Annotated in this window: 21 protein-coding genes and 2 pseudogenes; 7 read left to right on the top strand and 16 right to left on the bottom strand. The window is 71.6% G+C overall.

Translation table 11 applies throughout. The annotated features are described in order from the left end of the window. Position 1: 1 nt before the first annotated feature. The 3 genes from ACPEH2_RS01835 to ACPEH2_RS01825 are packed head-to-tail and all read right to left on the bottom strand — an operon-like array spanning position 2 to position 1974. Positions 2-898 carry a TolB family protein gene (locus ACPEH2_RS01835; RefSeq protein ID WP_423718087.1) on the bottom strand — a complete coding sequence of 299 codons (897 nt, stop codon included), beginning with the start codon at positions 896-898 and terminating at the stop codon, positions 2-4. Positions 899-917: 19 nt separating this feature from the next. Beyond that, positions 918-1454 (bottom strand): hypothetical protein, encoded by a 537-nt coding sequence (locus ACPEH2_RS01830; RefSeq protein ID WP_423718086.1) that lies wholly within the window; start codon positions 1452-1454, stop codon positions 918-920. Between the two features lie 55 nt (positions 1455-1509). Next, positions 1510-1974: a hypothetical protein gene (locus ACPEH2_RS01825; protein ID WP_217532346.1), complete on the bottom strand. Its 465-nt coding sequence runs from the start codon at positions 1972-1974 to the stop codon at positions 1510-1512. A 190-nt stretch (positions 1975-2164) separates the two neighbouring features. On the opposite strand from ACPEH2_RS01825, the gene ACPEH2_RS01820 reads away from it, so the two are divergent. Further along, positions 2165-2446 (top strand): HesB/IscA family protein, encoded by a 282-nt coding sequence (locus tag ACPEH2_RS01820; protein ID WP_217532342.1) that lies wholly within the window; start codon positions 2165-2167, stop codon positions 2444-2446. A gap of 62 nt (positions 2447-2508) precedes the next feature. Here ACPEH2_RS01820 and ACPEH2_RS01815 read toward each other — a convergent pair whose 3' ends face one another. Together ACPEH2_RS01815 and ACPEH2_RS01810 are read right to left on the bottom strand one after the other, a co-directional pair. Further along, entirely contained in the window at positions 2509-2868 is a 360-nt protein-coding gene (locus ACPEH2_RS01815; RefSeq protein WP_217532341.1) for a hypothetical protein, read from the bottom strand. Positions 2869-2901: 33 nt separating this feature from the next. Beyond that, positions 2902-3186, bottom strand: coding sequence for a hypothetical protein (locus ACPEH2_RS01810; protein ID WP_064001545.1), 285 nt, complete (start codon positions 3184-3186; stop codon positions 2902-2904). Positions 3187-3288: 102 nt separating this feature from the next. On the opposite strand from ACPEH2_RS01810, the gene ACPEH2_RS01805 reads away from it, so the two are divergent. Further along, positions 3289-3750, top strand: coding sequence for a PepSY domain-containing protein (locus tag ACPEH2_RS01805; RefSeq protein ID WP_423718085.1), 462 nt, complete (start codon positions 3289-3291; stop codon positions 3748-3750). Positions 3751-4042: 292 nt separating this feature from the next. Here ACPEH2_RS01805 and ACPEH2_RS01800 read toward each other — a convergent pair whose 3' ends face one another. Together ACPEH2_RS01800 and ACPEH2_RS01795 are read right to left on the bottom strand one after the other, a co-directional pair. Continuing rightward, entirely contained in the window at positions 4043-5425 is a 1383-nt protein-coding gene (locus ACPEH2_RS01800; RefSeq protein WP_217532337.1) for an FAD-dependent oxidoreductase, read from the bottom strand. Between the two features lie 10 nt (positions 5426-5435). Continuing rightward, a pseudogene (locus tag ACPEH2_RS01795) lies at positions 5436-6138 on the bottom strand (aquaporin). A gap of 48 nt (positions 6139-6186) precedes the next feature. Between ACPEH2_RS01795 and ACPEH2_RS01790 the strand changes: the two are divergent. After that, positions 6187-6855, top strand: a complete 669-nt coding sequence (locus ACPEH2_RS01790; RefSeq protein WP_311284180.1) for a helix-turn-helix domain-containing protein — start codon at positions 6187-6189, stop codon at positions 6853-6855. A gap of 18 nt (positions 6856-6873) precedes the next feature. After that, positions 6874-7275 (top strand): low molecular weight phosphatase family protein, encoded by a 402-nt coding sequence (locus tag ACPEH2_RS01785; RefSeq protein ID WP_423718084.1) that lies wholly within the window; start codon positions 6874-6876, stop codon positions 7273-7275. Between the two features lie 198 nt (positions 7276-7473). Here the strand turns inward: ACPEH2_RS01785 and ACPEH2_RS01780 are convergent, their stop codons facing one another. From ACPEH2_RS01780 to ACPEH2_RS01750, 7 genes and pseudogenes are all read right to left on the bottom strand, one after another. After that, on the bottom strand, positions 7474-11076 hold the full coding sequence (locus tag ACPEH2_RS01780) for an error-prone DNA polymerase (RefSeq protein ID WP_423718083.1): 3603 nt from the start codon (positions 11074-11076) through the stop codon (positions 7474-7476). Then, complete coding sequence (locus tag ACPEH2_RS01775; RefSeq protein ID WP_423718082.1) at positions 11076-12659, bottom strand: DNA polymerase Y family protein; 1584 nt, start codon at positions 12657-12659, stop codon at positions 11076-11078. The genes ACPEH2_RS01780 and ACPEH2_RS01775 overlap by 1 nt, the downstream gene beginning before the upstream one ends. Next, positions 12659-13345: a hypothetical protein gene (locus ACPEH2_RS01770; RefSeq protein ID WP_311284457.1), complete on the bottom strand. Its 687-nt coding sequence runs from the start codon at positions 13343-13345 to the stop codon at positions 12659-12661. The genes ACPEH2_RS01775 and ACPEH2_RS01770 overlap by 1 nt, the downstream gene beginning before the upstream one ends. 99 nt (positions 13346-13444) lie before the next feature. Continuing rightward, positions 13445-14158, bottom strand: a pseudogene (locus ACPEH2_RS01765) (HAD-IC family P-type ATPase); the annotation flags it as partial. A gap of 51 nt (positions 14159-14209) precedes the next feature. Next, positions 14210-14707 (bottom strand): HNH endonuclease, encoded by a 498-nt coding sequence (locus tag ACPEH2_RS01760; RefSeq protein WP_359917908.1) that lies wholly within the window; start codon positions 14705-14707, stop codon positions 14210-14212. A gap of 305 nt (positions 14708-15012) precedes the next feature. Then, positions 15013-15885, bottom strand: a complete 873-nt coding sequence (locus tag ACPEH2_RS01755; protein ID WP_359917910.1) for a M23 family metallopeptidase — start codon at positions 15883-15885, stop codon at positions 15013-15015. Between the two features lie 220 nt (positions 15886-16105). Further along, the gene (locus ACPEH2_RS01750; protein WP_064001538.1) at positions 16106-16810 is read right to left on the bottom strand and encodes a metal-dependent transcriptional regulator; all 705 of its coding nucleotides are present in this window, start codon (positions 16808-16810) and stop codon (positions 16106-16108) included. A 108-nt stretch (positions 16811-16918) separates the two neighbouring features. Here ACPEH2_RS01750 and serC point away from each other — a divergent pair, with 108 nt between their 5' ends. Then, positions 16919-18037: a phosphoserine transaminase gene (gene serC, locus ACPEH2_RS01745; protein ID WP_423718081.1), complete on the top strand. Its 1119-nt coding sequence runs from the start codon at positions 16919-16921 to the stop codon at positions 18035-18037. A 72-nt stretch (positions 18038-18109) separates the two neighbouring features. Here serC and ACPEH2_RS01740 read toward each other — a convergent pair whose 3' ends face one another. Together ACPEH2_RS01740 and ACPEH2_RS01735 are read right to left on the bottom strand one after the other, a co-directional pair. After that, positions 18110-18868: a DUF3027 domain-containing protein gene (locus ACPEH2_RS01740; protein WP_423718080.1), complete on the bottom strand. Its 759-nt coding sequence runs from the start codon at positions 18866-18868 to the stop codon at positions 18110-18112. Further along, positions 18852-19235, bottom strand: a complete 384-nt coding sequence (locus ACPEH2_RS01735) for a cold-shock protein (protein WP_423718079.1) — start codon at positions 19233-19235, stop codon at positions 18852-18854. Before ACPEH2_RS01735 ends, ACPEH2_RS01740 begins: the two co-directional genes overlap by 17 nt. A 106-nt stretch (positions 19236-19341) precedes the next feature. On the opposite strand from ACPEH2_RS01735, the gene ACPEH2_RS01730 reads away from it, so the two are divergent. Further along, on the top strand, positions 19342-19620 hold the full coding sequence (locus ACPEH2_RS01730) for a multidrug ABC transporter ATPase (RefSeq protein ID WP_359917915.1): 279 nt from the start codon (positions 19342-19344) through the stop codon (positions 19618-19620). Between the two features lies 1 nt (position 19621). Further along, the gene (locus ACPEH2_RS01725; protein ID WP_423718078.1) at positions 19622-21328 is read left to right on the top strand and encodes a helicase-associated domain-containing protein; all 1707 of its coding nucleotides are present in this window, start codon (positions 19622-19624) and stop codon (positions 21326-21328) included. Positions 21329-21357 lie beyond the last annotated feature (29 nt).

The following is a 21357-nucleotide window of genomic DNA, read 5'->3' as shown; positions in this document are numbered from 1 at the left end:
CTCACCCCACCGGATAGTCGACGTACGCGAACCGCGACCCGTCCGGGGTCCAGCTGTTCACGTTGATCGTCCCCTGCCCGCCGAAGACCGTCGCGACGGTCTCGGGATGCCGCCAGTGACCGTTCCGAACGAGGCGCAGCTCGACCTCGAGATCGGCCGGATGCCCCTGCGTCCCCGGCGGGAAGCTGATGTAGACCGCATCCCGGCCCGTCGGCGACGGGTGCGGGAACCAGTTCACGCGGTCGTCGAACGTCAGCTGCTCGAGCTGCGACCGGTCGCGGTGCATCCGCGCGATCTGGGCGTGCCCGGGCGTCTCGGAGAACTGCTCGGTGTTCAGGTAGATCCACGACCCGTCGGGCGCCCACTCGCTGCCGTCGGCGACCTCGCCCGTCGTGAGCGCCTCATCATCCGCCCCGTCGATCCGGGCCGTGCGCAGGTCGGCCGACAGCACTCGCCCGTCGTCGATCGACAGCGCCGTGTACGCGATCCACGCGGCATCCGGGCTCACCCCGTGAAGGAAGTGCATGAACGGGTCGTCCGGGTCCGTGATCCGCACGCCCTGTCCCCCGGCGCGCGGCGCGCGGTAGATCTGGCCGTCGTTGGCCGACAGCAGGATGTCGGCCGTCCCCGGCACCAGCACATGGTCGTTGTTGATCGGTGGGATGCCGGTGAGCGGCACTTCGCTGAGGTCGCCGGCGTCGGCATCCGCTTCGAGCGACCACAGCTTTCCCGCGCCGTTCAGCAGCAGACCCTCCGGCGCCCAGTTCGGCGCCTCGAGCAGGATCTCGTCGGTCTCGAACACGATGCGATCCGTGCCCGTGACGACGTCGTACACGTGCACGCGGCAGCGCTGCCCGTCGAGGGCGAAGTCGCGCGGCGGAAAAACGGTGATGGCCATGCCTCACCGTATCCGGCGGTCAGCGGTCCTCGTCGAACCCCTCGTTCTCGGTGCGCATGTGCTCTATATGCGCTTTCGTGAGCTGATCCTTCGGCGTCTGCTGCACGACCGACCACTCCGGGTCGTCGGCGGAGCCCCCGAGGACGCACTCCTGGTAGTACTGCCCGAACTCATTCTCGGCGAGGATCGTCACGTACCACTGCGGGTCGATCGTCCGCTCGTACACCGTCGGATCCCCGACCTGCGTGTCGCCCGCGCCCAGCCCGTTCCGCTGCTCGGCGGCGCAGAGCTGCCCGGCCTGCGCGCCGGTCATACCCGCGGCATCCGGGTCGGTGCCGGTCGGCGGCTCGACGGGACGCGTCGCCGGCGGACCGTTCGGCGTCGGGCTCGCGCTCGGCGACGGCGATGCGGAGGGCGTGGCCGACGGGGACGGCGCAGACGCGGTCGGCGCCGGAGACGACACGGATGCCGTGGGTGTCGGCACGGGCTCGGGGGCGCACCCCGCGAGCAGCAGCACCGCGACGGCGGCGAGCGCACCGGTACACGCGCCGGCCACCGGCATCCTCATCCGCGCCATCGTTGCCTCCCCGAGAGATCGAGGCTCCAGTGTCTCACCGGAGGTCGTCGGGGGTCTGAATCTCCTCGCGCGCGTTGAACCAGCCGAGCCACCCCGTCTCGGTCTGCACAACCTCGTACGGCTCGCATGCGAACACCTCCGTCGGCAGCGGCTCGCCGAGCTCGCCGTAACGGTCATCGAACGGCAGCGCCAGACGCTCCTTCTTCTCGCAGCCCTCCGGAGCGCTGCCGCCCTCGACGGCGATGACGGAGTTGGTCTCGTTGTTCGTGGCGGTGTTCTTGATCTTCGTGGCATCCGCCGGGATCCACTCCGGCATGGCGACCCCGACCCAGCCCTTCTCAGCGGCCGCGCGGTCGTCGAACTCCTCGGAGTGCACCTTCTCGAGCACGTCCATCGGGTTGCAGGCGGCGAGAGTCAGGGCGAGGAGCGGTGCGACGAGGCCAGCAGCGGCGGCGAGACGAAGACGACGGGACGACGAGGACGCAGTGAGGTGGGACATGACTCCAGCCAAGCCGCTGGCCCGCCGCGGGGGATCGGCCCGCGTGATGATCCGCGTACGTCGAGCGGATGATCCCGCGAACCTCCGTAAACCGTGTGAGTGCCGGGGCAAGGTGTGTCAGCGGTTGCAGGACGAGCCGATTCTCGGAATCGTGGCCGGCTCACGCCCGCAATCCACGGAAGGGAGCATCATGCTCACTCTCACCGAGAACGCCAGCAGCGCCGTCAAGAACCTCGCCTCGCAGATCCCCACCGAGACCGGTGGACTCCGTATCGCCGAGGCCGCCGACCCGCAGAACGGGTACGCCCTCTCCCTCGCCCCGGCTCCCGCCGAGGGCGACACCGTCGTCGAGAGCGACGGCGCCCGCGTGTTCGTCGACCCGGCCGCCGCGGTCGCGCTCGACGACCGCATCCTCGACGCCCGCGTGCAAGAGGACGGCGCCGTCGGCTTCGCCCTCGCGCAGGCCGTCTGAGCCAGAACTTCCCGAGAGCCCCGGACCGATCGGTTCGGGGCTCTCGTGCGTCAGGGCCGGGGTCAGAACGAGGCGCCGATGCGCTTGCGGAGTCTCCGCAGATCCACGGATGCCGGGATCGTCCACTCCCCGGCGCCGCCGTCGAACTCGACGCGCACCACCTGCGCGCGCTGGTCGATGTCGTCGAGATACGAGATCCGGAGCGCCTGCGATGAGACCGCGACGCCCGTCAGCTCGAGCTCACCGAGCGTGATGGTGCGGTGATCGACGATCGCTTCCGCCAAGATCTCCTCGCCGCGCGCCATCCCGTCCGCCGCGCCGTCGATCAACCGGAAGCGACCGTGGATGAAGCGCGGTCCCCGGAGAGCCTCGCGCACTCCCACGACCGCCTCGCCGAGGAACTCGAGCACGTCAGCCAGCATCCGCCGATCCTCGCACCGATCGGCGTCAGCTCGTCACGCCATGCGGTCGACGCGCGCTTTCGCCTTCGCCGGGCGGGCGATCGCCTGCACACTCGCGACGATGCAGGCGCCGCTCGTCGCGAGGAGCACGACGGCTCCGATCAGCATCAGGACACCCAGCACGATCACGGGCATCGGGTTGGTGATGAACAGCACCCCGAGGATCGCGAAGCCCGCCGCGACGACGAGGAACACGAGGCTGATGAAGATCGCGATGAACGCGCCCGATCCCATCTGCTTCCGCTGCATCGCTGCGTTCCGTTGTGCCTGGTTCGACATGGTGGCCTCCGACCCTCGATCGTCCCCTCACGGTACGGGCGCGGGACGACGCGATCCCAGGGGTTGCAATCTCGGCGGGAACACTCTTGAGATGGTGGACGCGTGCGCCCCTCCCGTCTCTCCCGCGTCGCTCGCGGCGGAGTCGCCGCATCCCTCGCCACGTGGGCCGCACTGCTCTCGCACGTCGCCGCCGGCGGCGCGATGCCGGGCTGGCTCGGTGTCGCGGTGCCGCTCGTGCTCTCGTTCGCTTTCTGCACCGCCCTCGCGGGACGCCACCTGTCGCTCGTCCGGCTCGCCGTCGCCGTGTCCGCGAGTCAGCTGCTCTTCCACACGGGCACGATGTTCGGCCTCGCCAACCAGGTCGTCATGCTGCTGCTGGCCGTCGGCATCGCCGGCATGGTCGTGCTCGGCTACGTCATGTGGGTGAAGCGCCGCCCGACGAAGACCGCACGGGTCGGGATGCCTCCCCGTCGCGGTGTGCTCGACGGCGCCCCCTGGTGGGGCGTCACCGCCGTCGTCGTCGGTGGGGTGCTCATCGGGCTCGCGCTGCCGCTCGTCGGCTGACGCTCGCAGCCTTCGTCGTGATCGATGTCGCGGTGGACGCGGTGCGACGGCGGCGCGCGGCGACTCGCTGAGCTGCGCCGGGTTGCCCTCCCCCTCGCCGAAGCGCACCGGGCTGCCCTCCTCCTCGCCGAAGCGCACCGCGCTGCCCTCCTCGTCGCCGAGTCACCACCCCGCTGCCGAATCACCACTCGACTGTGCGCCATCGTGTGGTGATTCGGCACGCGGGTGGTGATTCGGCGGCGGAAGCCCGGACCGCCGGGGCCCTCGCGCGCACGCGCGCCTCGCGGCCGGGTCAGACGGCGAGCGCGGCGCGCGCCCGGGCCTCCCAGGCCTGGGTGGCCATCTGCACGGCGTCCCACGGCGACCCGAGCGGCGGCGTGTAGGACAGGTCGAGCTCGCTCATCGCCGCGACGCTCATCCCGTGATGCAGCGCGGTCGCGTACGTGTCGACGCGCTTGGAGATCTCGGCTCCGCGCGTCCCGACCAGCTGCGCACCGAGCAGGCGACCGTCGCGCTCGTCGCCGGTGATCCGCATGCTGATGGGCGTGGCGCCGGGGTAGTACCGCTTGTGATCGTCCGCGACGGCGGTGTGGCTGAGCGGCCGATACCCTGCGACGGACGCCTCGGCATCCCGCAGTCCCGTCCGTGCCGCGACGAGGTCGAACACCTTCACGACCTGGGTGCCGAGGCTGCCCGCGAACCTCGCGTCACCGCCGATCGCGTTCTCGCCCGCGACGCGCCCCTGTTTGTGCGAGGTGGTTCCGAGCGGAAGGTAGGTCACGCCGAGCAGCCGGTGGTGCGTCACGACCCCGTCGCCGGCCGCCCAGACGTGCGGCAGGCCGGTCCGCATCCGCTCGTCGACGACGACCGCGCCGCCCGCACCGGTCGTCGCACCCGCATTCGTCAGCAGGTCGGTGTTCGGCCGGACCCCCACGACCACGAGCACGAGGTCGGCGGCGTGGCTCACCGGCGCGCCGTGTCGCGAGCCGGTCACCGAGAGGCGCGTCCCGTCCCGGTGCACGGCCTCGATGCGCGTGTCGGTGTGCACGTCGACGCCGTGGCGCGTCAGCTCGTCGCGCACGAGGGCACCGAGTTCAGGGTCGAGCGTCGAGAGCACCTCGGGCCCGCGCTGCAGCTGGGTGACCCTCAGCCCTCGGGCGGTCAACGCCTCGGCCATCTCGAGCCCGACGTAGCCCGCGCCGACGATCATCGCCGACTCGGGCTCGTGCTCGTCGAGGTAGCGCTCGAGAGCGAACGTGTCGCCCATGGAGTGGAGCAGGTGCACCCCGTCCTCCGGCCCGAGCTCCTCGAGCCCGGCGATACCTGCCGTCGACGGCGAGGCCCCCGTTCCCACCATGAGGGCGTCGTACGGGATCGCGGACTCGGTGCCGTCGGCATCGCGCACCGTGAGCCGGCGCCCGTCGACGTCGATCGCGGTGGCGAGAGTGTCGAGCCGCAGGTTCATGCCCGTGGCCTCGAGGTCGGCGTGGGTGCGGTGCGCGAGGGACTGCCACGGCTGCACCTCCCTTGAGAAGTAGTATGGGATGCCGCAGATCGAGAAGTTCGGGTAGGCGTCGGCGACGACGACGGTCACCTCGACGGAGGGGTCGAGTTCGCGGGCGCGCAGCGCGGTGGAGATACCGGCGTCGCTTCCTCCGATGGCGACAAGGTGCATGGGATGCCTCTCAGGGGGTGGTCTCGGGTCGGGTGGGGACGACGACGTCGCCCGCGGCGTCACGGGCGGACGGGTAGAGCGCGAGCAGCAGGCCGACACCGACGGCGGCGCCGACCACCTGCGCGAGCACGAACGGAGCGACGGATGCCGGGGCGATCCCGGCGAACGTGTCGGTGAACATACGCGCCACGGTCACGGCGGGGTTGGCGAACGAGGTGGAGCTCGTGAACCAGTAGGCGGCGCCGATGTAGGCGCCGACGGCCGCCGCCATCACCGCAGGGGTCGACGTCCGCGCGAGCGCGAAGATGAGCAGCACGAGTCCGGCCGTGGCGACCACCTCCGCCACGAGATGCCCACCCGTGGCCCGCTCGTTGCCCGAGAAGGCGGGAGCGGCATCGAACATGACGCTCGCGAGGAGCGTGCCGCCGACGCCCGGTGCGCGAGCGACGCCCGACGAACCAGTCGGCGAGGCTGACGACCGGGTTGAAATGCGCACCCGACACCGGACCGAGCATGAGGATCAGGACAGCGAGAGCCAGAGCGGTCGTGAGGCTGTTCTCGAGCAGCTGCAGGCCGACGTCGTCGGGCGAGAGACGCTGCGCCGCGACACCCGACCCGACGACGACGGCGACGAGCAGAGCGGTGTCGAGGAACTCCGCGAGGAGTCGTCGCGGCAGAGCGGGACGGCGGTGCAGCGATGAGGGGGCTTCCATGACGTCCTCATCTTGACCGAGATGGATGATTCAGTCAATATTGAGTCAATGAACGCTGAGCAAGATTTGGTGCACCGGGCGGCTCGCCACGCCGCGCTGGGAGACCCGTCGCGCCTGCGCATCGTCGATCTGCTGACGCTGAGCGATCTGTCGCCGACCGAGATCGCCGTCGCGCTAGGGATGCCGTCCAACCTCGTGGCGCACCACCTGCGCGCGCTCGAGTCGGTCGGGATGGTGACGCGCTCACGCTCGGAGGGCGACCGCCGCCGCAATTACGTCCGGCTGACCGAGACGGCACTTGCCGACCTGACGCCCGGACGCACCGCTCGCGCGCGCAGAGTCGTGTTCGTGTGCACCGCGAACTCGGCCCGCTCGCAGCTCGCCGCGGCCATCTGGACGGCGCGCAGCAGCATCCCGGCGGCGTCGGGCGGCACGCATCCTGCCGAGCACATCGCTCCCGGGGCGGTGTCGGCCGCCGAGCGGCACGACCTCCCGCTGGGAGACGCTCCCCCGCAGGCCCTCGACGCCGTCCTCGGGGACTCGGACTTCGTCATCACCGTGTGCGACAACGCGCACGAAGAGCTCCAGGTCCCGGGCGACCTCCACTGGTCCATCCCCGACCCCGTGCGCATCGGGACGGACGACGCCTTCGACCACGCCTACGACGAACTCGAGCGGCGCATCGCCGAACTCGCCCCCCGGCTCGCCGCGAGCTGACCCGACCCGAAAGACACCATGAGCGACACCCGCATCCCCACCGTCCTGTTCATCTGCCAGCACAACGCCGGACGATCCCAGCTCGGCGCCGCCCTCCTCGAGACACTCGCCGACGACAGGTTCGCTGCGACCTCGGCGGGACTCTCCCCCGCCGACGAAGTGAACGACGCCGTCGCCGCCTCGCTCGCCGAAATCGGCGTCGACATCTCGGCGCGCGTGCCGCGGTCGGTCACACCCACCGACCTCGACGAGGCCGACGTCGTCGTCCTCATGAAGCCCGGCCTGACGCTGCCGGCCGATCCGCGGGGAGAAGTCCTGGAGTGGTCCTTCCCGAATCCCGAGTCGTGGGAGGTCGACGCGGTCCGCCCGCTCCGCGAGGCGGTGGCGGAGCGAATCCGGGCCGAGCTGCTGTCCCGCTAGCCCCCTCGCCGAGTCACCACTCGCGCGCCGAATCACCCCCCGAATCCGCGCATTCGGGTGGTGTCTCGGCACGCGGATGGTGATTCGGCGGATGCGCGACGCGCGCGTTGGGCGGGCGATGCGCGCGACGCGCGCGTTGGGCGGGCGACGGGCGCGACGCGCGTGTTGGGCGGGCGACCGGCGGGCACCGGGCAGGGCTCAGCGGAAGTCCCGCGACCGGTGCTGCACCCCGACCCGCAGGTCCTCGAACGCGTCGGCGACGAGGTTCGTCACGCCCTCGGGTGAGCGCTCGAGCATGCCGCGGGCGATGAGGGCGGGACTGTCGCGCAGGATGCGGCGGTACCTGTTCCACACCCCGACCGAGCAGATCACGTTCATGACGCCGTGCTCGTCCTCGAGGTTGAGGAAGGTGATGCCGGATGCCGTCGCCGGCCGCTGCCGGTGCGTCACCAGACCGGCGACCTCGATGCGCCGCCCGACCTCGTGCTCGCGCATGCCGCGTGAGGTGATCACCCCGCGCGCGTCGAGCTGCGACCGGTAGTGGGTCAGCGGATGGTCGTCGGCCGACACGCCCGTCGCCCACAGGTCCGCGGCGAGCACGTCGTAGCTCGACTGGTCGGGGAACAGCGGCGGCTGCACCGACACGAGCGATCCCTCGAGGAACTCCTGCCGGTCCTGCGCGGCATCCCCCGCCAGCCAGATGCCCTCGCGCCGCGTGATCCCGAGGCTTTCGAACGCGCCCGCCGTCGCGAGCGCCTCGAGCTGCGCCGCCGTCGCGCCGGTGCGACGCACAAGGTCACGCAGGTCCCGGTACGGACCGGATGCCTCCCGCTCCGCGACGATCTTCGTCGCCAACGGCACGCCGATGCCCGTGATCGAGGCGAGCCCCAGCCGCACCGCGAAGTTGCCGTCCCGCCGATGCGCCGCCGATTCGTCCGGCAGCGACCGGTCGAACTCCGGCACCGGCGGCTGGATGCGGTCGGTGCACGAGTCCCGGCCCGTCGGCGGGCGGCGGTGCTCGGCATCCCGCCCTTCGGCATCCCGGCCTCCGAGCGGAGATCTGCGCTCCCGAGGAGGAATCCCGCCCGAAACGTCCTCGTGACGGCCGATCTCCGCGTGACGGCCGATCTCCGCGGCACGGCCGACCTCCGCGGCAAGGCCGACCCCCGCGGCAAGGCCGGTCCCCGCGCGACGGCCGACCTCCGCTCCAGCCTCGTCCCCGTCCACCGGCTCGAGCCCCGCGTCTACCCCCGACGCGTGCAGATCCGGGCGCCGCACCTCCACCCCGTGCCGCCGCGCGTCGGCGGTGAGGGTCGCGGGCGAGTAGAAGCCCATCGGCTGCGCGCGCAGGAGTGCGGCGAGGAACGCCGCCGGATAGTGCAGCTTCAGCCACGACGACGCGTACACGAGCAGCCCGAACGACAGCGAGTGGCTCTCGGCGAACCCGAAGTTCGCGAACGCCTGGATCTTCACGTAGATGTCGTCGGCGGCCTTGCCGGTCAGGCCGTTGCGCGCCATCCCCTCGTACAGCTTCTTCTTCAGCGAGTCGATCCGCTCGATCCCGCGCTTGGATCCCATCGCACGGCGCAGCAGGTCGGCGTCCTCGCCCGACAGATCGCCGACGGCCATGCCCATCTGCATGAGCTGCTCCTGGAACACCGGGATGCCGAGCGTCCGCTCCAGCACAGGCTTCAGCTTCGGGTGCGCGTAGGTGATCGGCTCGTCGCCGAGCTTGCGCCGCACGAACGGGTGCACCGCGCCACCCTGGATCGGTCCCGGACGGATGAGCGCGATCTCGACCACGAGGTCGTAGAACTTCCGCGGCTGCAGGCGGGGCAACAGCCCCATCTGCGCGCGGGACTCGACCTGGAACACCCCGATCGAGTCGGCGCGGCACAGCATGTCGTAGACCGCCGCTTCCTCCTTCGGCATCGAATCCAACGACCACGTCTCCCCCGTCGCCGCCGCGATCATGTCGAAGCAGTACTGCAGGGCGGCGAGCATCCCGAGCCCCAGCAGGTCGAACTTCACGAGCCCCATCCACGCGGCGTCGTCTTTGTCCCACTGGATGACGGTGCGGTTCTCCATGCGCGCGTGTTCGATCGGCACGACCTCACCGACCGGACGATCCGTCAGCACCATCCCGCCCGAGTGGATGCCGAGATGCCGCGGCGCCTTCAACAGCTCCCCCGCATACTCGATCACCCGCTCCGGGATGTCATGGTCGGGCGGGGTGTCGAGCACTGCCCCCCAGCGCTCGACCTGCTTCGACCAGGCATCCTGCTGGCCGGGCGAATGCCCCAGCGCCTTCGCCATGTCGCGGACCGCGTTCTTCGGCCGGTACTGGATGACGTTCGCGACCTGCGCCGCCCGCTCGCGCCCGTACGTCTCGTAGACCCACTGGATGATCTCCTCGCGCCGATCCGAGTCGAAGTCGACGTCGATGTCGGGCTCCTCGTCGCGCAGCGCCGACAGGAACCGTTCGAACGGCAGATCGTAGAAGATCGAGTCGATCGCCGTGATGTCGAGCAGGTAGCAGACGGCACTGTTCGCGGCGGACCCCCGTCCTTGACACAGGATGCCGCGACGCCGCGCCTCTTGCACGATGCCGTGCACGATGAGGAAGTACCCCGGGAAGTCCTTCTGCTCGATGACGCCGAGTTCCTTCTCGATGCGCGCACGGTTCGCGTCGGTGGCATCCGGGTACTTGCGGGGAACCGCCTCCCATACGAGGTGCCGCAACCACGTCATCGGCGTGTGCCCCTCGGGCACCTGCATCTTCGGCAGCGCCGGCTTGGCGCGCCGCAGCGGGAACGCGAGCGCGTCGGCGAGCTCGACGGTGCGCTCGACCGCCCCCGGATACCGCCGGAACCGCCGCGCCATCTCGGCTCCCGAGCGCAGGTGCGCGCTCGCGTGCGAGGGCAGCCAGCCGTCGAGCTCGTCGAGCCCGCGGTTCGCCCGCACCGCCGCGACCGCCGCCGCGAGGTGCACTTTCTCGGGCACGGCGTAGTGCACGTTGTTCGTCGCGACGACCGGCAGCCCGCGCTCGGCGGCGAGGGCGGCGAGCACGTCGTTGTCGCGCGAGTCCGTCGGCGCCCCCTGGTCGATGAGCTCGACGTCGACCCGCTCGGGCCCGAACAGGTCGACGAGCCGATCGAGCTCGTACGCCGCGGCGGCCGGCCCGTCGGCGGCGAGCGCCTGCCGGACGGCGCCCTTGCGGCATCCGGTCAACACCTGCCAGTGCCCGCCCGCCCGGTCGGCGAGGTCGTGCAGGTCGTACACCGGACGCCCCTTCTCACCTCCCGACAGCTGCGCGTGCGTGATGGCGGCGGCGAGCCGGTGGTACCCCTCTTCGCCCCGAGCGAGCACCAGCAGGTGCGTGCCGTGCGGATCGGGCTCGCCGTTCTGCGGACCGGGCAGCCCCAGCGACAGCTCGGCACCGAACACGGTCTGCAGCTGCAGGTGCTCGGCCGCCTCGGCGAAGCGGACGATGCCGTAGAACCCGTCGTGGTCGGTGATCGCGAGGGCGTGCAGGCCGAGCCGTTCCGCCTCTTCGACGAGGTCCTCGGGTGAGGACGCCCCGTCGAGGAACGAGAACGACGAGTGCGCGTGCAGCTCGGCGTACGGCACGGCATTCCGCGGCCGCTCGATCTCGGGCGCGCGGTACTTCCCTCGCTTGTGCGACCACGCCGGACTGTCGCCGCCGTCGGTGCCCGCCGGTGCGCCCTCGGGCCGGCGCCGGTCGCTGAGGATCCGCTCCATCTCCGACCATGACACCGACGGGTTGTTGCCCCAGCCCATCAGTCGTACCTGCCCTCGGCGTGCCAGACACCCTCTTCGCACACGAGCAGCCAGGCCGTCTGCGCCTCGTCGACGATCTGGAACCGGTGCGCGCGACGGGCGCGGGCGGCATCCCACCCCCGCTCCATGACGGGCCACGGTCCCGCCCACGAGGCGATGCGACGCGGATGCCGGGGCCTGCGCGCCCCCGACGCGTCCGGCGCTCCGGGAAGGATCAACGCGACCGGTTCGGCCGTCAGCTCGCCGCGGCCGTCGACGGCGACCATGTCGTCGTCGCGGTCGATGACGGCGACCGGCACCGGCTCGGGGAACACCGTCGCCGGCAGCGGATCGGGCAGGCTCCCCGGCCACGGCCGTGCCCGCTCGGCGATGACCGCCCGGTCCCCCCACGGCACGAGCACCTGCCGCTCGGCGAGCCAGCGCCCGCCGCCGACCTGCGGGGTGACGACGCCGGTGTGCCCGAGCATCGCCTGCACGCGCGAGAGCGCCGAGTGCACACGCTCTTCGGGACCCGAGCCGAACAGCCCCTTCACGTGATGGGATGCCGCATCCACCTTCTCGGGCGCGATCCGCACCTTCGCGACGGCGCTCTTGAGCCCCCGCTCGGCGAGCTGCCAGCGCACCCGGTCGACGACGGCCGCCGCATCGAACGCGCCCGGATGCAGCCACACCCGCTCGCTGTGATCGCCGCGGTCGCCCGTCAGCGCGACCCTCAGCTCGGTGCAGACGAGGTCGACGGCGCCGAGTCCCGAGATGAACTGCTCCGCGGCGAGCCGGATGCCGAACGCGACCTGGTCGGCGATCTCGAGCGGCGGCTCGAAGCTCACCTCGCGCTCGAGCTCGGGCGGCGGCGTGCGCGGCTGCACCGGCTGCGAGTCGAGCCCCGACGCGAGCGCGTGCAGCCGCGCCCCACGGGGACCGAGCCGTTCGACGAGCCGTTGCGGCGGCAGCGCGGCGAGTTGACCGAGGGTGTGGATGCCGAGACGCGCGAACAGGCTCGCGATGCCCTCGTCCTCGAGCGCCGACACCGGCAGCGGTGACAGGAACGCGGCCGCCGCGCCCGGCGGCACGATCCGCAGCGGAGCGTCGGCGCCGGTCGCCCGCGCCGCCTGCTCCGCCGTGAACGGACCGTCGCCCACGCCCGCACGCACGTCGAGCACGCCGAGCTCGGCGAGCGCGCCGGTCAGCGCCGTCGCCGCGCCCGCCTCGCCGCCGTAGAAGCGGGCCGGACCCTTCACCCGCAGCGCGCACAGCCCCGGTTCGCGCAGCTGCACCCCCGGCGCGATCTCCTCGAGCCGGGCGATGAGCGGCGCGAACGTACGGTGGTCGCGCGCCTCGTCGGCGTCGACCACCTGCAACTGCGGACACCGCGCCTGCGCGTCGCGGCGCCGCATCCCCCGCCGCACCCCGTCGGCGCGTGCAGCGGGCGACGTCGCCGCGACCATCCCCTTCGCGAACACCCCGATCGGCTGGCCGGGCTCGGCGAGCCCCTCGCGGGCGAGCGCGACGACCGGCCAGTCCGGCACCCACACGACGAGGCTCCGGACCGGCTCGGTGCCGGTGTCGACGAGCGCAGGATCCATCAGCTCACCGCCCGCATCGGCAGGTCGACCACGGGGGCGACGGGCTGCTCGCGCACCGCGATCGCGCCGTCGGGGGCGGGTAGCAGCATCCGCGACGACCGCGGCACCGGAAAGCGCCGGCTCGTCACCGTGACGGTCAGTTCGCGCCCCTCGAGCACGCCGTACCCGTCGCCGAGCCCCGACCACCGGGCATCCGTCACGTCGATCATCGCCTCGGTCTGCGGCCACGGCCCCTGCACGAGCAGCACGACCCCCCGCTCGCGCATGCGGGCCGCGAGACGTGAGATCTCGGCATCCTTCGCTCTGCTCGGTGGGCGCACCGCGACGACCGGCAGCACGTCCGCGATCGTCGCCGTCACCGCGAGCCAGCGCGGCCCCGGCTCGGGGATCAGCACGAGGTGCGAGAGGTCGACGCCCGCCTTCTCCGCGGCCTCGGCGCCGAACCCCGGCATCCCGACGACTCCGCACCAGCTGCCGGTCTGCGACGGCTGCGCGAGCAGACCGAACAGCAGCGACATCGAACCGCCGATCGCATACGACGAACCGGGGCGCAGTCCCCCGCCCGGCAGCAGCTCGGCCAGTGCAGGATGGGTGGGAAGGGGCGGCGCATCGAGCTTGCGCCCCTGGATCGCGGCCATCTGCGCACGCAGCCGCTGCACCTCTTGGGCAGTGGCGGTGTTTCGCACGATGGATCTCACCTCGACATGGTAGAAGCTTTGTTCGAGTGACTCAAGCGGTCGAGTTCGAAGATACGCACGGCCACGGACATCGCTCCTACCGCCGCCTCACACCTCGCGGACGCTGACCTCCGGCCGCAGGTCCATCCGTCGCAGCAGTTGCGCGTTGAGCGCGACGACGACCGTGGACAGCGACATGAGGATCGCGCCGACCGACATCGGCAGCACGAACCCGACCGGTGCCAGTACGCCCGCCGCGAGCGGCACCGACAGCAGGTTGTAGCCGGCCGCCCACCACAGGATCTGCTGCATCTTGCGGTACGACCGGCGCGACAGCGCGATCACCGAGACGACACTGCGCGGATCGGATCCCGCCAGCACGACACCCGCCGAGGCGATCGCGACGTCGGTGCCGGCCCCGATCGCGATCCCGACATCCGCGCGGGCCAGCGCCGGTGCGTCGTTGACCCCGTCGCCGACCATCGCGACCGTGCGCCCCTCCGCCTGCAGGGCGGCGACCGCATCGGACTTGTCCTCGGGGCGCACCTGCGCGAACACCCGGTCGATCCCGAGCTCGTCCCCGACCGACCGCGCGACCGCCTCGGCGTCGCCGGTGATCATGACGACCTGCACGCCCAGACGATGCAGAGCATCGACGGCCTCCCGCGACTCGGGCCGCACCTCGTCCGCGAGCTTCAGTCCGCCCACGACCGCGCCGTCCCGGACGACGTGCAGGATGATCGCCCCGTCCGCGCGCCACGCCTCGGCGGCATCCACCTCGCTCGCTCCGATCTCCTCGAGCAGGCGCGGGCCGCCGACCCGGGGTATATACGGCCCAACGCGACCCGTCCACGAGTATTCCGACCGAACCGCCTACGCGGCGAGCGCCAGGTACGGCTCCCACGCGGGGTCGGTGCGCTCCGTGCCGCGCACGCGCCAGCCGGCGCCGCGCGGGGCCGATGGCGTCCACCGCAGCTCCCAGTGCATCTCCTGGGGAGTCCGGTCGCCCTTCACGTTGTTGCACCGCAGGCACGCGGCGACGAGGTTCTCCCACGAGTCCGCTCCCCCGCGCGACCGCGGCAGCACGTGGTCGATCGTCGTTGCACTCCTGCCGCAGTAGGCGCACCGGTTGCCGTCGCGCCGCAGCACCCCGCGGCGCGTGACGGGCACGCGACGCCCGGCGGGGATCCGCACGTAGCGGGTCAGCACGATGACGGCGGGGCGGTCGTACACGTCGCGGGTCCCCCAGACGGGATCCTCCTCGACGCGCTCGATGATGGTGGCCTTCTCCGTCATGACGAGCACGAGCGCTCGTTTGAAGGAGACGACGGCCAGGGGTTCGTAACCTGCGTTCAGCACCAGGGTGCGCATGGGGTGTCCTCTCGAACTGCCGTGACGGCTTCAGCGGCCTTCCGTTGTGTCGACGCGGCACGGGTCGAGAGGGGTGCGGGCACGAAAAAAGGCGCTGTCATGATGACAGCGCCTTCATCGCACGACCGACGTCGTGGCAATCGTGCACTCGATGCCGCAGCACATGCCGACCTAGCGCATTCCGGTTGCGAATGCGGGGTTGGATGTCCATGCGGCTCCCCTCGGCTCGAACGAGCGTCGGGGTCAGGGTAATACACCCAGGGATACCCGAGGGCGAACAGCAGACGAACGGATGCCGTGTGTCGTCAGCCCGCGTTGGCCTGCAGCCAGGACTCGGCGTTCGTGTATCCGCCGTTCACGCGGATCTCGAGGTGCACTTGGGTGCCGTTGGCGCGGCCGGTGTCGCCGACCTGACCGATCAGCTGCCCGGCCGAGACCTTCTCACCGACCGAGACGCGACGCGTGCCCCAGTCCATGTGCGAGTAGAGCGAGGTGACGCTCGTGCCGCCGATGTTGTGGGCGATCTTCACGTACACACCCCACCCCGGTCCGGACTCGGACGAGGCGACCACGGTGCCGTCGGCGACCGAGTAGATCGGCTCGCCGCGACCGACCATGTAGTCGGTTCCCTTGTGACCGGCGTACGGACGGCCGAAGTTGTTGAAGTTAGCGAGCGGGCGACGTACGGTGCCCGATCCCGGAGCGACGAGCGGCACCGAGGACGAGAAGCTCGACGACCGCGAGCTGGAGCTCGACGCGCTGGATGCCGCGGCGAGGCGCGCGGCGAGAGCAGCCTTGGCCGCCTCTTCCGCTGCCTTCTTCGCCTTGGCGGCCGCGATCTCCTCGGGCGTCGTGGCGGAGTAGCCGCCGCGCTCGAGCGTCTCGGGGCTGCCCTCCGAGGCGACGACGAGCGACTGCGCGTCGTCGGCGGAGATCTGCTGCAGCGTGCGCGCCTCGGCGACGTCACCGCGGTCGGCCGCCGCGAAGGCGGGGATGGCCACGGTGGCGACCATGCCGGCGACGGCGGCGACGGTCACGAAGCTGCGGACGGGGTGCGGGCGGGTGGCGGTCGAACGGGTCGCGGGCGCTTTCGCGGCGACGCGGCGGCTCAGACGACCTTTGCGGGGGGCCGTCGACGCCTCAGAAATCTCGTTCGACGGGTGGAACTCTTCAGCCAAGCTGTCCTCCGGCGCCTCCGCATCCCTGCTGGCAGGATGCTGGCTCGTCGGCACTCAGTGTCGGGCACAGATGTACGGGGCACTTCGCGAATGACGAGCCAGAGAGGCAACTCGCGGAGCGGTCCGTGGCGGGCTTCTCGCCGATGGACTCTCCGAGGCTACCCGAAGGTAACGAATATGTCACGCTCCCGCCCCCGAACCGGGGGCCGGTGACGACGGCTCAGATCTCGCGGACGTCCACGAGGAAGATGTGGGAGGCGACCTCGACGGGCAGCTCGAGGGCCTCGTCGACACCGTCCATCTCGACGAGGACGTACCCCTCGTTGAAGCGGAAGGCGCCCGTGCGTCCGGGGACGACTCCCGCGTCGCGCAGCTGCGCGAGCAGTTCGGGATCGACCTGGATCGGCTCCGCCAAACGCCGCACGCTGCCGGTGATCGGGCCACCGGCATCCGTCAGTCGGCGGACCAGACCCACGACACCGCTGTCGAATGCGTTCGCCGGGACGTCGCCCAGCTGGTCGAGTCCCGGGATCGGGTTGCCGTACGGGGACTCGGTCGGGTGATCGAGCAGCTCGATGAGGCGACGCTCGACGAGCTCGCTCATGACGTGCTCCCAGCGGCACGCCTCTTCGTGGACGTAGGCCCAGTCGAGACCGATGACGTCCGAGAGCAGCCGCTCGGCGAGGCGGTGCTTGCGCATGACGTCGACGGCCTTCTGACGCCCCGGGTCGGTGAGCTCGAGCTTGCGATCCTCCGACACGACGACGAGACCGTCGCGTTCCATGCGCCCGATCGTCTGCGACACCGTCGGACCCGAGTGCCCGAGGCGCTCCGAGATGCGTGCGCGGAGCGGCGTGATGCCCTCCTCCTCGAGTTCGAGGATGGTGCGCAGATACATCTCGGTGGTGTCGATGAGGTCGGTCATCAGTGGCCTTTTCGCGCGGGAGACAGTGCGTTCCCAGCCTATCCGGCATCCGCTCACGGGGCGTCACGCGGCCGGGGCGCCGGGGGCTCTCGCCCTAGACTTCTCGGCATGGCGACTGTGACCCTGCCCCCCGAGTTCCTGCCCGTCGACGGACGCTTCGGCTGCGGCCCGTCCAAGGTCCGAGCCGAGCAGCTCGAGGCGCTCGTCACACAGGGAGCGTCGCTGTTCGGGACGTCGCACCGCCAGGCCCCCGTGAAGGACCTCGTCGGTCGCACCCGCTCCGGTCTCGCCGAGCTCCTCCGCCTGCCCGACGGCTACGAGATCATCCTCGGCAACGGCGGCTCGACCGCGTTCTGGGATGCCGCCGCCTTCGGCCTCATCGAGAAGCGCGCGCAGAACCTCGTGTTCGGCGAGTTCGGCGGCAAGTTCGCCGCGGCCGCGGCCGCCCCGTGGCTCGAGGCGCCCGACGTCCGCAAGGCCGAGCCCGGCACGAGCGTCGCCCCCGAGGCGGTCGAAGGCGTGGATGTCTACGCCTGGCCGCACAACGAGACGTCGACCGGCGTCGCGACCGCGATCACCCGCGTGCACGGCGACGCCGGCGCCCTGACGGTCGTCGACGCGACGAGCGCCGCCGGCGGCATCGACTTCGACGTCACCGAGACCGACGTCTACTACTTCGCGCCGCAGAAGAACCTCGGCTCCGACGGCGGCCTCTGGTACGCCGCGGTGTCGCCGGCCGCCATCGAGCGGATCGAGCGGGTCGCGGCATCCGGTCGGTACATCCCGGAGTTCCTGAGCCTCAAGAACGCGCTCGACAACTCGCGTCTGCAGCAGACCCTCAACACCCCCGCCATCGCGACGCTGCAGCTGCTCGACACGCAGCTGCAGTGGATCAACGGCAACGGCGGGCTCGCCTGGGCGGGTACCCGCACCGCGGAGTCGTCGGGTGCGCTGTACGAGTGGGCGGATGCCGCCTCGTTCGCGACCCCGTTCGTCCAGAACCCCGCCGACCGCTCCCCCGTCGTCGTCACGATCGACTTCGACGACTCGGTGGATGCCGCGGCGATCGCGAAGAGCCTGCGAGCCAACGGCATCGTCGACACCGAGCCGTACCGCAAGCTCGGCCGCAACCAGTTGCGCGTCGCGACCTTCGTCTCGATCGAGCCGTCCGATGTGCGGACGCTCATCCAGGCGATCGACTACACGGTCGAGCACCTCGCCGACTGACCCGGTTGTACGACGGCGGCCCCGAGGAGCGATTCCCCGGGGCCGCCGTCGTGTGACAGTAAATGCCGCGCGTCAGTACTCGCGCAGCGACTCCCCCGACTCGTCGTCCTCGTCGTCCTCGTCGTCGTCGTCGTCCGACTCATCGTCGTCGTCGGCCGTCTGCTCGGCATCGGCGGCGGTGTCGTCGAGCTCGTCGATGTCGACGCCGTCGACGTCCCCGGCGTGCAGGATCGGCGACCCGTCGCTGTCGAAGTCGGCCGCATCGAGGTCTTCGGCGTCCTCCGCGTCGTCCTCGTCCTCATCGGAGGCGTCGTCGTCCTCGTCGTCCGCGGACTCGTCGTCCTCACCCGCCGCGGCCTGCGCCGCCTGGTACTCGGCCAGACGCTCGGCCCACGGCAGCCACTCGGGGGCGAGCAGCGCGCCGTCGCCGGGAAGCAGCTCGACCTCGAGCACGGTCGGCTCGGCGCCCTCGACGACCGCCACGCTGACGGTCCAGAACCACCCGGGATAGCCGTCCATGCGGTTGGCGAACCGCAGCGAGACGACCCCGCCGTCCTCGACGACGTAGCCGGCGGCCTCGCCGATCGTCGACTCCGGAGTCACCTCGCGCAGCGCTGCGCGCGCGAGGTCGTGCGCGTGGAACAGCCGTTCGTCGACGACGATCGGCTCGTCCGGAGCGGACTCCGGCTCTTCGACCGCCGCAGGCTCCGCCGCTTCGGGCTGCTCGGCCTCGGCGGGCTGCTCCGCCTCGGCAGGCTGCTCCGCCTCGGCGGCCTGCTCGACCTCGGCGGGCTGCTCGGTCTCGGCGGGCTGCTCAGGCATCGAGGTCATCGGCAACCTTGCGCAGGATCGCCGCGACCTTCTTGCCGTGCGACGTGCTCGGGTAGCGGCCATGACGCAGGTCGCCGCCGATGCCGTCCAGGAGCTTCACGAGGTCCTCGACGATCACGGCCATGTCGTCGACCTTCGGACGGTTGCGCTTGCTGAGGCTCACGGGCGCGTCGAGCACACGGACCGCGAGCGCCTGCAGGCCGCGGCGGCCGTCGACGACGCCGAACTCCAGGCGCGTACCGGGCTTCATCGTGGTGGTCCCGGCGGGGAGCGCCGTCGCGTGCAGGAAGACGTCCTGACCATCGTCGTCGGTGATGAAGCCGAATCCCTTCGCCTCGTCGTAGAACCTGACCTTGCCGGTGGGCATGTGTCGAAACCTCGCTGCTCGAGCCCGCGTGCGGGCATGGAAAAGTGGGACCGTCTCAGCCCCACGACCAGACTACGGCACCCCGGCGAGCCGCTACTCTGATCGGATGAGCACTCCACCCTCGGCCGGCGATCTTCCCGTCCGGCGCATCGACCGCATCCTGGCGTTCATGTCCCTCGGGCTGCTGGTGCTCTCGGTCGTCTGCTTCTTCTCGATCATCATCGCGTCCGGCCCGGGCGGCCTCGAGCAGGCCGACTTCGCGACCGGGTTCTGGCCCGTCGTGACGCTGATCGTCTACGTCGCGCCGCCGATCGCCTTCGCGCTGCTGCTGGCCCTGCTGATCATGACCTTCGTGCGACGGGGACGGGCCAACAAGGGTCGTTGACGTGACCGCATCCGACGCTCGTGCTCTCGCGACCCGCCTCGCGACACTCGATCCGGACGCCCTCGCCGCCCTCTTCGACGCCCGCCACGTCTCCCCCCGCACCTCCTGGACCGACTTCTTCGACGCCGCTGACGCCCTGCTCGATCCCGCGCAGCTGACCCGCGCACTGGCGGAGGTCTCCGACGTCGACGCCGCCGCCGTGCGCGCGGCCGCGCGAAACGGTGTGGCCGTCTCCCCCGCCGTCCGGGACGGCCTCATGGCCCGCGCGCTCGTCGACGACGCGGGACGCCCCTATGAGGCGGTCGCGGCGGCGCTCGCCTCGGCGACCCCCGTCACCGCCCCGACGGTCTTCGACGGCGGAGCGGAATCGGATGCCGCGAGTGCCGAGCGCGCCTTCGACGCCGTCGCCTCGCTCGCCGACATCCTGCACGCCGCCTCGCGCAGCCCGCTCGGACGCATCGGTTCGGGGGCGCTCAGCGCCAGCGACCGCCGCCGCCTCGTCGAAATCGGAGCCGCGCACACGTCGGAGGATGCCGACACCCTCGTCGCGATCGCGGCGCACGCGGGACTGCTGTCGGGCTCGGAGCGGACCTGGACGGTCTCCGACGCGGGGACGCGGTGGCTCGGCACGCGCACCCTCGAGCGCTGGCTCGACGTCGCCCAGCGCCTGCGCGACCGACTCCCCCGCGCGCTCCGCACGCCCGACGGCGGATGGCGCCCCGCCGCCGAGTGGCCCGGTGCCCATCCGTTCGACCCGGCGTGGCCCGATCGCGTCGGCCACCTCGCCGCCATGCTCACGCAGTGGGCCATGACCGCCCCCGACGGCACGCCGCCCACCTGGGCCGCGGGACTCGCCGCCGGAGCGGATGCCGACGCCGGCACCCTGCGCTCCCTCCTCCCCCACGAGGTCGACAAGGTCTACCTCCAGAACGACCTGACGGCGATCGCCCCCGGTCCGCTCGAGCCCCGACTCGACCAGCGCCTGCGGAGGACGGCGCGGCGCGAATCGCGCGCGCAGGCCGCGACGTACCGGTTCACGGCCGAGACGATCGGCGCCGCCTTCGCCGCCGGCGAGACCGCGGCATCCCTCACCGCCTTCCTCACCGACCTGTCGCTCACGGGCGTGCCGCAGCCGCTCGCCTACGAGATCGAGCGCGCCGCCGCGCGTTACGGCCGGCTGCGCGTCGGACCGGACTGGCAGGGGTACACGCGGGTCTCGGGCGATCCCGACCTCCTGGAGGCGATCAACGTCGACCAGGCGCTGCGTCCGCTCGGACTCGTGCTCGACGGCGACGACCTCGTCACACGCACGAGCCCCGAGACGACCTACTGGATGCTCGCGGACGCCCGCTATCCCGTGCTCGCCGTGGACGCCGACGGCGCGCCGCGCGCGCTCGGTCGGCACGAGGCGGTCGAGGACGCCGCATCCGAACCCCCGGCATCCGAGCGGTACCGCACCCTCATCGAGACGCTCCGGGCGAGTCTGTCGGACGACGCGGATGCCGCCTGGCTCGAACGCGAGCTCGACCAGGCCGTCCGCACCCGCGCGACGATCGAGATCACGGTGCGCATGCCGGACGGCTCCTCGCGCGACGTGACGCTCGAGGCGGCGGGACTCGGCGGCGGACGCCTGCGCGGCCGCGACCGCGCCGCCGACGTCGAGCGCACCCTGCCGTTGTCGAGCATCGTGAGCGTGCGCCCGGCCTGACCAGTCCCCGAAGCGTCGCACATGGTCGT

Source organism: Microbacterium sp. NPDC064942 (assembly GCF_049545525.1).
Classification (GTDB): Bacteria; Actinomycetota; Actinomycetes; order Actinomycetales; family Microbacteriaceae; genus Microbacterium; species Microbacterium gawkjiense.
Note: the sequence above shows the minus strand (reverse complement) of the source record. Positions and strands in the feature narration are given on the sequence as shown.